This is a genomic window from Solwaraspora sp. WMMD937 (genome assembly GCF_029581175.1).
Lineage (GTDB): Bacteria > Actinomycetota > Actinomycetes > Mycobacteriales > Micromonosporaceae > Micromonospora_E.
Map to the genome: position 1 here is coordinate 1,738,974 of NZ_CP120738.1, position 15,041 is coordinate 1,754,014.

The following is a 15,041-nucleotide window of genomic DNA, read 5'->3' on the forward strand; positions in this document are numbered from 1 at the left end:
CGGTACCGGATGAACGTGGGGGAGGGCCCATGACGGTAGAGATGTCCGTGACGAACTCCGCGATACCTGGCAGCGATCTGACGGCGGTAGCGCAGGCACTGCACGAGGAGGTGACGGGCACCGGGCTCGTGCCGCCGGCTGAGATCGGCCCGGTCGCTCACCGGTTGGCGGCACTGGCGCGTGTCTACGGGAACTCGCCCTTCGTGCCGCTCGAACAGGCGCGCCACGAACTCGGCGTGGACCGGGCCGGCTTCGAGCGGTTGCTGGAACTGTTCACCCGGATCCCGGCGCTGCGGTCCGCCGTCGAGAACGGCCCCTCGGGCCGCTACTGGACGAACACCGTGTTGAGCCTGGAAAGGGCGGGTGTCTTCGACGCCGTGCTCGCCAGAAAGCCGACGTTCCCGCATCTTGTCGGTCTATACCCCGGGCCTACCTGCATGTTCCGCTGCCACTTCTGCGTCCGGGTCACCGGTGCCCGGTACCAGGCATCCTCGCTGGCCGGCGGAAACGAGATGTTCGCGGCTGTCATCGACGAAGTTCCCGCCGGCAACCGCGACGCTATGTACGTCTCCGGTGGCCTGGAACCGCTCACCAATCCCGGACTCGGTGCCCTGGTCAGCCGGGCAGCCGGGCGGGGTTTCCGGATCGTCCTCTACACCAACTCCTTCGCGCTGACCGAGCAGAAGCTCAAGGGCGAGCAGGGCCTGTGGGACCTGCACGCCGTCCGGACGTCGCTGTACGGGCTGACCGACGAGGAGTACCAGGCCACCACCGGTAAGCAGGGCTCGTTCAGCCGGGTCCGGGACAACCTCGTGCGGTTCCAGCAGTTGCGCGCCGAGCGGCAGGCGCCGATCCGCCTCGGGCTCAGCTACATCGTCCTGCCCGGTCGCGCCGGGCGGTTGAGCGCGCTGGTCGACTTCATCGTCGAACTCAACGAGGCGGCGCCGGACCGCCCACTGGACTACATCAACCTACGCGAGGACTACAGTGGCCGGCCGGACGGGAAACTCTCCCCGGACGAGCGTGCCGAACTCCAGGACGAGTTGAACCGGTTCCGGGAGAAGGCGGCGCAGCGTACCCCGACGTTGCATGTCGACTACGGCTACGCCCTGCACAGCCTGATGATGGGCGCCGACGTACAACTGGTCCGAATCCGGCCGGAGACCATGCGGCCCACCGCGCACCCCCAGGTGTCGGTGCAGGTGGATCTGCTGGGGGACGTCTACCTCTATCGGGAGGCGGGCTTCCCTGGCCTGGCCGGGGCGGACCGCTACCGCATCGGCACGGTGGGGCCAGGCACCACCCTCACCGAGGTGACGGAGTCCTTCGTGACCAGCGGCGCGACGGTTACCCCCCAGGCGGACGACGAGTACTTCCTGGACGGATTCGACCAGGCCGTGACCGCGCGGTTGAACCAGATGGAGATTGACATCGCTGACGGGTGGGGGGTACGACGCGGTTTTCTCCGCTGACGGAGATCGGCGGCGGCGCGGGCGACAAATGTGAAAAAACCGACGTGCCCGGCGTTTGAGCCGCGTCCGGGCCCACGTCTTCCGCAGAGTCGGGTCTAGTGTCGGAGATGGGTGTTGTGTGTTTCATCAGGTCCCGCCGCGCATAGCGGCGGACTATCGCTCTTTTGAGCTCCGCCGCGCAACGGATCACCGCCGGTGCGGTATTTCCAGCCGACCGGCTCCGAAACGATGAACGCGGAGCACGCACACGCCTTACCACGAGCACGTCGGACGACACGAGTTCGGCCAGAACTTCCTGGTGGACCGCTCGCTGATCACCGATCTGACCGACCTCGTCGCCCGGACCGAGGGCCCGATCGTAGAGATCGGAGCCGGCGACGGCGCCCTCACCCTTCCGCTGAGCCGGCAGGACAGGAAAGTAACCGCCGTGGAGATCGACCCCAAGCGCCAAGCGGTTGGGCCGACAGACCCCAGAGAACGTCACCGTGGTCTGCGCCGACATCCTGCGCTTCCGGCTTCCCCAGAACCCCCCACGTGATCGTCGAGACGTCCCCCTTCCACATGACTACCTCCATCATCCGGACCCTGCTCGCCGCCGACCACTGGCACGCGGCTGTGCTGCTGGTGCAGTGGGAGGTGGCCCGCCGCCGGGCGGGTGTCGGCGGCGCGACGCTGCTGACTGCGAGCTGGCGCGGTGGTGCCGTCGGTGCGGGCAGCTGGTGGCCCTGGTACGACTTCGAGTTGCACTCACGGGTGCCGGCGCGAGCTTTTCGGCCGGTGCCCTCGGTGGACGGTGGACTGTCTACGATCGATCGTCGGGAGACGCCGCTGGTGACCGACCGCAAGGGCTACCAGGACCTCGTCCGGACGGTCTTCACCGGTCGAGGACATGGCCTCGCGAAGATCATCCAGCGGTCGGGGCGAATCAGCCGACCCGACCTGCAGGACTGGACGCGGGCCAACCGTGGGGCCGGTCCTGTCCCGGCCCCACGACCAACTCGTCAGGCCATGGCGGCGTGATTCCCACGTGGCTGCCACCAAATTCAACGACCGTGGAGCGCGGGTAGGACCGGGACCCGTCCCGGCACCGCGCGGTGAAACGGTAACCCACCAGAACGCTGCGCGTGTCACGCGCGGCGTGGCTGGAATCGCCGCCGTTTAGTTCAGGGCGGCGAGGATGTCAAACGGCGACCAGGACCTTACCCCGGTTACCGCCCCGGTCATGGTAGAGACTGTGGTACGCGTTCGGGATCTCGTCGAATCCGTGGTGGACGGTCTGCTGGTAGGTCAGTTCCCCGCGACGGACCATGCCGCCGAGTTCGTCGCGCATCCTCGACAGGTTCTCCTCGGTGAACCACTCGTGTGCGAAGATGCCCCGGATGGTCGCACGGGGGTACATGATCATCGGTAGGAGACGTAGCCCGGTCTGTTCGCGGCCCACCTGGGTGGCCCACTGCCAGCAGACCGCGACCCGGCTGTGCACGTTCAGCATGGTGAAGACCACGTCGGTGACCGTGCCACCGAGGTTGTCGAAGTAGCTGTCGATGCCGTCCGGGGCGGCTTTGACCAGCGCCTCCCGTACCCGGCCCGGCTCGTCACCGTGTCGGTACTCGACGACGGCGTCGAAGCCGAGTTCGGTGAGGAACGGGACCTTCTCCGCGGACGCGGTAGTCCCCACCAGCCGCGCACCGGCCCGCTTGGCGAGCTGCCCGACCAGGGTCCCGACGGCCCCCGAGGCGCCGCTGATCACCAGCGTGTCACCAGGGCGGACCGTCAGGAAATGCGTCAGCGTGCCCCACGCGGTGATGCCCGGCCCTCCCATGATTCCCAGCGCCGTCGCCACCGGCAGCACGTCGTCGTAGTGCTGCGGATTCAGCTTGCGGTAGGCGGGAAAGACCATCGGGAACGACTCACCCTGCCACAGCACCTCGCCGCCGGTGCCGACGACGTGGCTACGCCAACCGCCATAGCCCTGGACCAGGTCTCCCACCTGGAAGCGGGCGTCCGGTCCGGCCTCCACCACCTCCATGATCGAGTCTGCGATCATGTGCTGCCCGACCGGCGTCTCCAGGGCGAGCCCGTGCAGGTACGGATCGACCGAGACGTACCGCGTCTGAAACAGCATCTCGTCGTCGCCGAGCGCTACCGGTGCCTCCTCGGTCACCTTCTCGTAGATCCGGTCGGTGTCGGGGACGCCGTCGACGTGCTCGCGTACGACCCACTTTGCAATCTTCAAGTCAGGCTCCTTGCCGGGTGAGAACGGACGGGTGTCCCTCAGCGGGGAAGGCCAGCGAGGGTGTGGCCGGCACGGGCACCGTCACCTGCGTGGGCGGCGGCGCTGTGTCGTCGATGTCGGCGGTGAAGGGCCGACCGTCGTCGCGGCAGATGAACTGCACGACATGTCGGCCGCTGGCAGCGGCCCGGATGAGCCCGCCGATCGTGGTCCAGACACCGGCCAGATAGAAATTCTCCAGCCCAGGGAGCACTGGGCCGTGCTTTTCCAGCTCCTTCTCCATCGTTTCGCCGCCGTCGACGAACGGTTGCCAGCCGGCGATCGAGCCGTCGTGGTTGGCGGTGTAGCGGATCTGTGTCAGCGGCGTCGCGATGTCGTGCGCCACGACCGAGTCCGCGAGCCCGGGGTAACGCTGGTCCAGCAGGCCGAGCAGGGCGGTGCGCACCTGTCGCTTCGCGGCGTAGTAGGTGCGGCCACGGCGCACCCGCAGGGTGTGCAGCAGTTCGCCCTTGCGGACCCGGCTCGCCTGCTCCGGTCCCGCCACCAGTTGCCGCCAGGCTCCGGTGTCGGAGAAGAAGGTGACGAACACGACCGAGGTTTCCGCCGGGGAGAGCTCGGGGTAGTGCCGGCTGCGGAACTGTACGTTGACGCTGGGGTGCTCGCCGATGCCGACCAGGCCCGTCGCCTCCTCGGGCGACAGCAGGTGAGTGGTGCACGGGTCTGCGTCCGGATACGGCCGGTCGAGGCCGAAGAACGCACTGACGTACCCGGGGTAGACCTGGCCTGGCTCGTCGATGGTCTCGGTGTACAGGCGACGGTAGGTCTCGTTGAGGTAGCGGCCGTTCAGCAGCTTGGTGACCGTCGTGTGCCCGTCGCAGGTGGCGACGACGATGTCGGCGCGGTGCTCACGTCCGTCGCTGAGTCGGACCCCGACCGCCCGGTCGTTCTCGACCAGCACCTCGTCGACCTTCGCGTTGTACGTGACCTTGCCGCCGAGCCGCAGGTAGCGCTGCTCGATCGAGCGGGCCAGCCCGAGTGAACCCCCCTCCGGCACGCCGGCGGTGCGCCCGGCGTGCGCCGCGAGTTGAAAGTAGAAGGGCAGCACCGGAAAGCTCGCATGTCGCTCGTACAGGATGAAGTTGAACGCCTCCCGCAGCAGCGGATCCTTGAATCTGGCGGAATAGTCGGTCATCAGTGTCGTGATCGACCTGCGGATGGTGTTGAAGTGCGGCAGGAAGGCGGCGAGCATCCGCCACCGTTCCCACGGCCGCATCAGGCCGACCGGCTTGAGGAACGGGTAGGCGTTGAGCAGCTTCTTGAAGGTGCGTATCCCGGCGCAGAAGTCGCGGATGAGCCGCGCGTCGGCGGGCGAGTGCCACAGCAGGTGCTCCTGCAACCGGTCAGGGTCGGAGTAGAAGTAGACGGTCCGCCCGTCCCGGCCACGGACGATGTTGAACGTCTCGAAGTCGCGCATCTCCTTGCCCTGCAGCGCACCGAGTTCGAGCCAGATCTGGTGCATGTCGTTGCCGGGCCCGCTACCGAGCAGCCAGCTCACGCACCAGTCGAAGGTGAACTCACCCTGGTCCCAGGCTGTGCAGCAGCCGCCCGGCAACTCGTGCATCTCGAAGGTGTGGGTGCGGTAGCCGTTCATCTGCGCGTAGCAGCCGGTGGCGAGACCACCCAGGCCACCACCGATGATGATCATCGTTTCCCGGGCGGGTTTCGACTCTGGCATGGTCGGTGCCTCCTCGATGGTCAGTCAACTGGGGCGAGCGACGGGTCGGGGTTCATGGCGGGCGCGGGGCGTTCTCCGGTGCCGGGTTCGGCACCGGAACCCGCCAGGACGGCACGGACCAGGCCGGCGTTGCGGGAGGCGTACTCCTGGTCGAACATCTCGGCGTGCGCGCCGAACCCGGCGAGCAGGCCGTCGCGGCAGCGTGACGCGCCAGCCCAGCTGCCGCGCGCACCCGCCGCGTAGAACTCCATCCGGTCCTGGTCGCTGATCACCGTCACCGGTGCCGCGACGGACCCCAGGTTCGGGGTACGGGCGCAGAACTCGATGTACTCGCCGGCCTGCTCCCGGGTCTCCTGGGCGACGATCTCCGAACCGGTGTGCCGGCGCAGGTGCTCGGCGAGTTCCCGCTCGAACGCCGCGAACTGTTCCGGGCCGAACTCGAACTCCGCGCCGATGCGGTACGAGTCGACGATGATTACGTGCCGCACTGTCCGGCCCCGGCGCTCGAGCTCCTTCGCCACCTCGAAGGCGAGGTTGCCGCCGAGCGAATAACCGAGCAGCCGGCAGCCGCCGTCCGGCTGTAGCTCGTCGACCAGGTCCGCATACTGGGCGACCTTGTCGTCACCGGAAATGTGGTTGAACCCCACGGCGTGGTACTCGGGCAGATGCATGACGAACTGCCGGTAGATCAGCCCGTGCCCGCCGGCCGGCGGGAAGCAGAACAGCGCGGGCCGGTTCGCCGGGTTGAACGTCAGGTACGGCTGCCCGCCGCTGAGCCGCCCGGTGACGATGTGCTCCACAGTCTTCGCCATGCCGTGCAGGGTGGTGATCTGGAAGAGACGGCTGACCGGGATCTCTATGTTGAACTCGGTCTGCAGGCTGTTGATCAGCTCGACGAGTTTGATCGAGCTTCCTCCCACCTCGAAGAAGTCCTGCCGAAGTCCGATCTCGTCGATGTTGAGCAGCGCCCGCCAGTGCTCGGCCATCCGGGTCTCGTACAGCGTCACCGGCGGGTCGTACCGCCCCTGTTCGGGGTCTGGACCAGGCGGTGGGAGGGCCGCCACGTCGACCTTGCCGTTGGGGGTCAGCGGCAGCGCCGACAGCTGGCCGAGGTACGCCGGGATCATGAACGTGGGCAGCTGGCCGGCGAGGTGGCTGCGCAGTTCCCGCCGGTCCAGCTCCGCACCGTCGGCCGGCACGTAGTACGCACACAGGACGGCTTCGCCACCGGCGTCCGGGCGGACCACGACCACCGCCTCCGCCACGGCGGGCAGCGCCTTCAGCAGGGACTCGACTTCACCGGTCTCGACTCGATGTCCGCGTACCTTGACCTGGGTGTCCGCCCGGCCCAACAGGTGCAGGACGCCGTCGGCCGCCCAGCGGGCGAGGTCTCCGGTGCGGTACAGCCGCACCGGCAGGGCACCCGGCCGACGGCTCAACGTCCGGGTGACGAAGCGCTGCGCGGTCTGTTCGGCGTCGCCGACATAGCCGGTCGCTACGCCGTGGCCACCGACCCACAACTCGCCGGGCACGCCGGGCGGCACCAGCCCGCCCTGCTCGTCGAGCAGGTAGACGGCGCTGTTCGGGAACGGCCGTCCGATTGGCACGACGTGGCCGGGATCGAGGGCGGCCGGCGAGCCCTCGAAATAGGTGCTGTCGATGGTCGCTTCGCTCAGACCGTACGAGTTGACCACCCGGGTGCGCGGGCCGCCGAGCGCGCGCAGCCGTTGGTACTCCTCGACGGTCCAGATGTCGGAGCCGACGATCAGCAGGCGCATGAAATCCAGCCGGCGCCCCTCCCGTGCACAGTAGGTGACCAGCCCGCGGGCGACGGCGGGGACGAACTCGCCGCAGTCGACGCGTTCGCTGACCATCGTGCGGTACAGCCGGTCGGTGTTGAACAACAGATCGCGGTCGACCAGGACCAGGGTGCCGCCGGAGCAGAGCGCGCGGACGAGGTCGCCGGCGAACACGTCGAACGCGAAGCTGGCCATCTGCAGGTGTACCCGCACCTCGTCGAGGCGGTACTCCTGTCGCCAGCCGCCGTACACCGCAGCCAGGTTGCGGTGGGTGACCTGGACGGCCTTCGGCAGACCGGTCGAGCCGGAGGTGTAGATGACGTAGGCCGGGTCGTCCAGTCCGATGCGTACGTCGAGGGCGGCGTCGGGCTCGTTTCCGGCCGCCCGCAGCAGCGAGTGCAGGTCCAGCACCTGGCCGGACCCGCCGACCATGCAGCTGATGCTGTCGTGGGCCGCGCCGTCGGCGAGCACCAGGGTGGCCTCGGCGTTGCGCAGCATGTACGCCAGCCGATCAGCCGGGTAGCCGGCGTCGAGCGGCAGATAGGCACCGCCGGCCCGGAGTACCGCGAGCACCGCGGTGATCAGCTCGGGAGACTTGTCCAGGCAGAGGGCGACCACCGCGCCGTCCCGTACGCCGAGGCGGCGCAGCTGGTGCGCGAGTTGCCGCGACCGCCGTTCCAGGGTGGCGTAGTCCAGCCGGCGAGTGTCGGCGGATCCGCCGGCCGCGCCGCTGGGACCCGCCGGCGCCACGACGGCGACGGCGTCCGGCTGCCGCGCGGCGACCCTGGACACCAGCTCGTGGACCGGGACGTCGTGCGCGACCTGCTGCCGGGCGCCACTCCAGTCGTCGAGGAGACGTTCGCGTTCGTCCGCGTCGAGCAGCTCGAGCTGTCGGACCGGCTGCTCGGGCGCCGACCGGCTCATCGTGTCGAGCAGCTGGACGTAGTGCCGGGCGATCCGTCGTACGGTCTCGGGCAGGAACAGGTCGGTGTTGTACTTGAGGACGCAGTGGAACTGGTGGTCGGCCTCGTCCTCGTAGACCGACAGCGTCAGGTCGAACTGCCCTTCCTCCTCCGGAAGTTCGATGTACTCCAGCCGGTAGCCGTACTTCTCAGTCGCCACCTTGTGGGTGAGCAGGATGAACATCGTCTGGAAGACCGCCGACCGGCTGGGATCGTGGTGCAGGCCCAGCTGCTCCACCAGCAGCACGAACGGGTAGTCCTGGTTGTCCAGCCCGTTGAGCACCGTCGTGCGTACCTGGTTGAGCAGGTCGGCGATCGACGGATCGCCGGACAGGTCGGCGTGCAGCGGTAGGGGGTTGACGAAGTACCCGTAGGTCGAACCGAACTCCTCCTCGGTCCGCCCGGTCACCGGGCTGCCCACGGTGACGTCGTCCTGCCCTGAGTAGCGGTGCAGCAGGACGAAGTAGGCGCACAGCAGCACCATGAACACGGTCGCGTTGTGGTCTCGGGCCGTCGCGTGTACCCGTGCGGTGAGGTCCGGATCCAGGGTGAAGAACTCCGAGGCTCCGTTGTTGGTCTGCACCGCCGGACGTGGTTTGTCGGTCGGCAGGTTCAGCGTCGGCACCTCGGCTGGCAGGTGCGAACGCCAGTAGTCCAGCGACCTACGCGCCTGCGGGCTGCCGAGGAACCTGTTCTGCCAGTTGAGGAAGTCCAGGTAGCGGGCGGACACCGGCGGCAGCTGCGCGGGTGCGCCCCGGCGCAGCCCTTCGTAGACGGCGAGCAGTTCTTCGATGAAGGTGAAGGTGGAGATGGCGTCCGAGATGATGTGGTGGACGGCCTTCATGATGACCCACCGCTGTGGGCCGAGCCGGAACAGCCGGAAGCGCACCAGCGGGTCGCGCTCGAGGTCGTACGGGCGGCGGTATTCCTGGATGATCATCTGGTAGACGTCGGTCCACGCCCGGTCGCGCACGTCGAACAGGGCGACGTCCGCCCGGATCTCCGGGTGGATCCGTTGTACCGGCTGGCGGTGGCCGGCCCGGCCCCGGTCCGACTGGCCCTGTTCGAGCAGGAAGTTCGCCCGCAGGCTGGGATGGCGCGCGATGAGGGCCCGGACGGCCTCGAACATCAGCTCCGCGTCCAGTTCGACCCGCACCTCGACCGCGCCGCCGATGTTGTAGGCGTAGCCGTCGGGGTTGAGCTGCTTGAGGAACCACAGCGCCTTCTGGTTCTGGGTCAACGGATAGCATTGCTCGTCGCTGTACACCTCGACGTCGGCGCCGACGGTGGCGGCGTCCGCGGCGAGCAGGTCGACGAGCTCCTCGTACGCCTGCTCGACAAGGTCGGCGACCGGTGCGCCGCTGAGTAGCGCCACCACCGGCAGGGCGACGTGGATCTCGGCCGCGATGCGGGCGCGCAGCTCCATGGCGAGCAGCGAGTCCAGTCCCAGCGCGGCGATGCTGGATGCCGGGTCCACCCGTTCCGGGGGAACCCTGAGCACGGCCGCCACCACCGCGGTGAACCGCTCGCGGAGCAGCTGGTGCCGCTGGTCACCGTCCGCGTCGCGGAACACGTCCAGGAAGGTGTCGCCGCCAGCGTCCGGCGGCTGCGCGGCCGTCGCCGCGAGGTCGGCCACCAACGGGGGTAAGGAGGTGTACCAGGACAGGAAGGTTGGCCAGTCCACGATGGTGGCCACCAGCAGCTGGGCCCGGTCCTGACCGATCACCCGTTCGAGCACCGCCATGCCCGCGGCCGGCGACAGCGAACTCATCCCGCGGCTGTGCCGGTAGTGGTGGACCAGGCCGAGTTCCTCGATCATTCCGGTGGCCCACGGCCCCCAGTCCAGGCTCAGCGCCGGCAGTCCGGTGGCGCGGCGATGCTGCGCCAGCGCGTCCAGGAAGGCGTTGCCGGCCGCGTAGTTGCTCTGCCCGGCGGTGGTGAGCAGCGAGGCGATCGAGGCGAACAGCACGAAGTGCTCCAGCGGCTCGTCGCTCAGGTGGCGGTGCAGCAGATAGGCGCCGAGCACCTTCGGCGCGTACGCGGTGTCGAACGCCGCCCGGTCCATCTCGGGGAGCAGCGTGTCGCGGACCTGGCCGGCGAGGTGGAACACGCCGCGGATCGGCGGTGCCTGGCTGGCGCGGTGATCGGCCAGCCAGCCGGTCAGCGCGGCTTCGTCAGCGACGTCGAGCCGGGCCAGGATCGGTTGACAGCCAAGCTTCTCCAGCTCCATGAGAAAGTCGATCCGGTCGCGGACCGCGCCGTCCCAGCCAGGCTCGCCCCACCGCTGCCGGGCCGGCACCGGGCTGCGCCCGAGGAGGATGAGCCGGCGGGCACCCCGGCGTACCAGGGTGCGGCACAGCAGCCGGCCCAGCGCGCCGAACGCGCCGGTCACCAGGTAGGTGCCGTCGGCGCGCAGGCGCAGCGGCAGCGGGCGGGTCAGCCCGCCGGCCGGGCGTAGTCGGCTGGTGTACCGGTGGTCGCCGCGCAGGGCGATCTCGTCCTCGTCGTCGACGGCCAGCTCCCGTAGCAGGGCCGCCGCCTCCGCCCGCCGTCCGGCCCGATCCCGGCCGCCGGCCGGGTCGAGGTCGATCAACTTGCCCGGGTGGTTGATCCCCTCCTGGTGGCGCAGCACTCGGCAGACGCCCCAGGCCGGGGCGGCCATCGGCGCAACCGGATCCGCTGCCTGCACTGCCTGGGCGCCTCTGGCGACGACGTGCAGCCGACCGTCGGTTCCCTGGGCCAGCAGTGCCTGGGCGAGCGCGACCAGGGAGTAGACGCCGAGGCTGGTGTGCTCGGCGAAGTCGTCGATGGCGGCGCGGTCAAGCGGCGGCAGGTCCAGGCCCCACAGGTGCACCACGTTGTGGAACGGTCCGGAGCCGGCCGCGCGCAACTCGGTGAGGAGGCGGTGCAGTTCGTCGGCGCGGCCCGGTCGCACCGTCGAGCCCGCGCCATCGTGGTCGAGGTGGTAGCCAGGTCCGGGCCGTACGAGGTGGCATTGGCCGCCGCGGATCGACACCAGATCGGCCAGCTCCTCGGCCAGGCCGGCCCGGTCGGCGAAGACCAGCCACCGGTCACCGGGGCGATCGGCGGCGGTGGGTTGCGCCGCAGGGTCGGTCAGGGGTTCCCGCCGGATCCACTGGAGTTCGGCGAGCCAGCTGTCGATCGTGCCGACCCCGACAGCGGCGGTGGTCTTCTCCACGTCTGTGGCGCGGAAGCCGCCGATACGGCCCACCGGGGTGCCGTCGTCGGCGTAGACCGCGATGTCGCCGGTCAATCCGTCGGCGTCGCGCCGCACAATCGTCGCGTGCGCCCACAGCGCCTGATCACCGACGGGGTCGAGGCGTACCTCCGCGATCGACAACGGCAGCCGGATGCCGGTGTGTTCCTCGCCCGGACCCGCGGCGTCGAGCAGTTGCGGGGTCAGCAGGGTCTGGAAGCAGGCGTCGAGCAGCACCGGGTGGACGTGGTAGCCGTCGGCGGAGCCGTCGAGTGCGGCGGGGAGCCGGATCCGGGCCAGTGCCTCGTCCGGGCCGATCCACACCTGTTCGATGCCCTGGAAGGCCGGGCCGTAGTGGTAGCCGAGGGCGGCGAGGTCGGCGTAGCACCGCACGCCGTCGCGGTGGTGTGCCAGGCGCTGCCGTACCGTGTCGGCGGCCAACCGGGGAACGTGCCGGCCGGGTTGGCCGGCGAGCAGGATCCCGCTGGCATGCACAGGGTGGTCGGCGGCGTCGCCGGTGATCGAAGCCACGGTGAACTCGCCGGATTCGGCGGTCACCGACAGCTGCACGGTCCGGGACTCACCGGCGGACAGGAACAGGGCCCTGCGCAGTTCGATGCCGGCCAGGGTCGCCCCGCCGCCGCCGGTGAGCGCGTTGACCGCCTGCGCCGCCATCTCGAGGTAGCCCGCGGCTGGGAACACGGCGTTTCCCTGGATGCGGTGGTCGTCGAGGTACGGCATGTCCTCGGTGTCGAGCTTCACCTCCCAGGTGGGCTCGGCGTTGGACAACCGGCGGCCGAGTAGCGGGTGGTCCCGGTGTCCGAGCCGGATCTGCGCGACCGAGCGCGGCTCCACCCAGTAGCGGTCGCGTCGGAACGGGTACCGGGGGAGCGGCACCGGGGCCCCGACCGGGTGCAGGACGTCCCAGGCGATCTCCACACCGAGGCTGTGCAGGGCGGCGAGGGTCATGACCACGCGCTGCGGTTCGTCTGCGCCCCGCCGGATCGACGGCAGGGTACGACCATGCACGTCCCTGCTGGCGAGACATTCCTGGATGGAGTGGCTGAGTACCGGGTGCGGGCCGATCTCGAGAAAGAGCCGGTACCCGTCGTCGATGAGCCGATTGACCGCGCCCCGGAACCGTACGCTGTCGCGGACGTTGCGCCACCAGTAGCCGGCGTCGAGTTCGGGGCCCTGCGCCACGCCGTCCTGTCCGGTGAGGTAGACGGGCACCCGGGCGGGGCGCGGGGCGAGGCCGTGCAGTGAGTCGAGCAACTCGTCCTTGATCATGTCCATGGCGGCGCTGTGGTACGGCACGCGTACGGCGACGAGTTTGGCGAAGGTCCGTTCCGCGGTGAGGTCGGCGGCGAGGGCGGCGAGGGCGGTCTCGTCACCGGCGAGGGTCACCGCTGCGGGGCTGTTGACCGCGGCCACGGAGACCCGGTCGCCGTACGGTCGGATCCGGCGTTCGGCCGCGGCTTCGGTGAGCCCGACCGCGAGCATGGTGCCGGTCCCGACGAGCTTCTGCTGCAGCCGGCTGCGGTGTACGACGATCCTGACCGCCTCGTCGAGGGAGTAGACACCGGCCTCGTAGAAGGCCGCCACCTCACCGGTGCTGTGTCCGACGATCGCGTCGGGCCGCACGCCGTAGCTGCGCCACAGAGCTGCCAGGCCGACCTGGACCGCGAAGTTGGCCGGTTGCGCGAGCCAGGTCTCGGCCATGCGCGAGTCGATCTCGTCGGCGTTCAGCTCGTTGATCAACGACCAGCCGGTGATCCGCCGGATCGCCCGGTCGCAGCGGTCGATCGCGTCCCGGTACACCGGCTCGTCGGCGTACAGTTGGCGACCCATCGCCCACCACTGGGGACCCATGCCGGTGAACACCCACACCAGCGCACGCTCGTGGGTGTCGCGCCGCTGGTCGACGAACACGTGTGGATGCGGATCACCGCGTAGATAGGCGGCCAACGCCGCGTCCAGCGAGGCCCGGTCCGAGTGCGTCGGAGTCCGGCTCGGGTACACGATAGACACACGGTGTTCGTGGTGCTGGCGGCGGCGGGCCAGCGTGTAGCCGAGATCGGCCAGCGCGACGGCATCGTGTCCGTCGGCCCCGGCCAACTCCCTGCGGATGCCTTCGGCGAGAGCCGGCAGCACGTCGGGGTCGCGGGCGGTCAGGGGAAGGATCGTGTACGCCGGAGGGCCGGCCGAGGGCGCGACCACGTCCGGCCGTTGCGGTGGCTCCTCGAGCAGCACATGCGCATTGGTGCCGCCGAAGCCGAAGGAGTTGACCCCGGCACGGGCCGGCCCCTGGTGCCGCGGCCACGGCGTGGGCGCGGTAGGGATCTCGAACGGCAGGGACGACAGATCGATCTCGGGGTTGACCTGATCGAAGTTGATCTGCGGGGCGATGGTGCGGTGCTTCACGGACATCGCGGTCTTGATCAGGCCGGCGACGCCGGCAGCGGACTCGGTGTGCCCGATGTTCGTCTTCACCGACCCGATGTAGCAGGTCTCCCCGGGCCGGCGGCCGATCGTCAGCACCCGGCCCAGCGCCCTGGCCTCGACAGGGTCACCGACCGGGGTGGAGGTGCCGTGCGCCTCCACGTACTGCAGGCTGCCAGGGGCGATCCCGGCCTCGGCGCACACCCGCTCGATGAGGATGGCCTGAGCGTCGGCGTTCGGCACGGTGATGCCATTGGTCCGGCCGTCCTGATTGACGCCACTGCCGATGATCACCGCGTGGATCGGATCACCGTCCGCCAGCGCGTCCGACAGGCGTTTCAGCGCGACCGCCCCGACGCCCTCGGCGCGGACGTACCCGTTGGCCGACGCGTCGAAGGGGCGTGAGCGGCCCTCCGCGGAGAGGAAGCCCCCCTTCGTCTCGGCGATGGTGTACTGCGGGGTCAGGTGCAGTAGTGTCCCGCCGGCGAGCGCGAGGTCGATCTCCCCGCGCAGCAGGCTCTGCCGGGCCAGGTGTACGGCTACCAGGGAGGAACTACACGCGGTGTCGATCGACACGCTGGGGCCGCGGAAGTCGAAGCAGTACGAGATGCGGTTCGACACCATCGTCATCATGGTTCCGGTCGCGGTGTGCGCCGCCAGGGTCTCGAAGCTCAGGTCCGCGAACTGCAGGATCTTGTAGTCCAAGGTGAACGCGCCGATGAACACCCCGACGTCCCGTCCGGCCAGCTCCGTCGGCTTCTGTCCGCCGTCCTCCAGCGCATCCCAGCTGACCTCCAGCAGCTTGCGCTGCTGCGGATCCATGTGCTCGGCCTCCCGAGGGCTGATGCCGAAGAAGGCCGGGTCGAATTCGGCCACTCCGTCGATGTAGCCGCCCCGGCCACCGACCAGTCGCCCCGGTTTGGTCCTGTCCCCGCTGCCGAGGGTGGCGACGTCGTAGCGGTCCGATGGCGTTTCGGTAATGCAATCCCGACCGTTGACGACGTTTTGCCAGAACGTCCGGTAGTCCGAGGCGCCACCGGGCATACGGCAGCCGATGCCGATGATGGCGATCTTTTCCGAGCCGCCGGCATTTGCCGGATCCTGCACTTGTGCCCCGGCCGCGCGGGAGTACATCATTGTCAAGTCCTTCTGAGTCGCGGTACGGACGAGCTGAGGAATGC

6 protein-coding genes are annotated in these 15,041 nt (G+C 69.4%); 3 read left to right on the forward strand and 3 right to left on the reverse strand.

From position 1 onward, the window contains the following. Positions 1-29: 29 nt before the first annotated feature. From desII to O7621_RS07430, 3 genes are all read left to right on the forward strand, one after another. A complete protein-coding gene (gene desII / locus O7621_RS07420) occupies positions 30-1,472 on the forward strand; it encodes a dTDP-4-amino-4,6-dideoxy-D-glucose ammonia-lyase (RefSeq protein WP_282233331.1) in 1,443 nt (480 codons plus the stop codon). A 298-nt stretch (positions 1,473-1,770) separates the two neighbouring features. Continuing rightward, positions 1,771-2,010 carry an rRNA adenine N-6-methyltransferase family protein gene (locus O7621_RS07425; protein ID WP_282233332.1) on the forward strand — a complete coding sequence of 80 codons (240 nt, stop codon included), beginning with the start codon at positions 1,771-1,773 and terminating at the stop codon, positions 2,008-2,010. A gap of 23 nt (positions 2,011-2,033) precedes the next feature. Next, positions 2,034-2,492: an rRNA adenine N-6-methyltransferase family protein gene (locus tag O7621_RS07430; RefSeq protein WP_282233333.1), complete on the forward strand. Its 459-nt coding sequence runs from the start codon at positions 2,034-2,036 to the stop codon at positions 2,490-2,492. A gap of 160 nt (positions 2,493-2,652) precedes the next feature. Here O7621_RS07430 and O7621_RS07435 read toward each other — a convergent pair whose 3' ends face one another. Genes O7621_RS07435 through O7621_RS07445 form a run of 3 tightly spaced genes read right to left on the reverse strand, consistent with a single transcriptional unit; the run spans position 2,653 to position 14,997 of the window. After that, positions 2,653-3,708, reverse strand: a complete 1,056-nt coding sequence (locus O7621_RS07435; RefSeq protein ID WP_282233334.1) for an NADP-dependent oxidoreductase — start codon at positions 3,706-3,708, stop codon at positions 2,653-2,655. A 1-nt stretch (position 3,709) separates the two neighbouring features. Next, the gene (locus tag O7621_RS07440) at positions 3,710-5,440 is read right to left on the reverse strand and encodes an NAD(P)/FAD-dependent oxidoreductase (protein ID WP_282233335.1); all 1,731 of its coding nucleotides are present in this window, start codon (positions 5,438-5,440) and stop codon (positions 3,710-3,712) included. A 20-nt stretch (positions 5,441-5,460) separates the two neighbouring features. Then, positions 5,461-14,997 carry a non-ribosomal peptide synthetase/type I polyketide synthase gene (locus O7621_RS07445; RefSeq protein ID WP_282233336.1) on the reverse strand — a complete coding sequence of 3,179 codons (9,537 nt, stop codon included), beginning with the start codon at positions 14,995-14,997 and terminating at the stop codon, positions 5,461-5,463. Positions 14,998-15,041 lie beyond the last annotated feature (44 nt).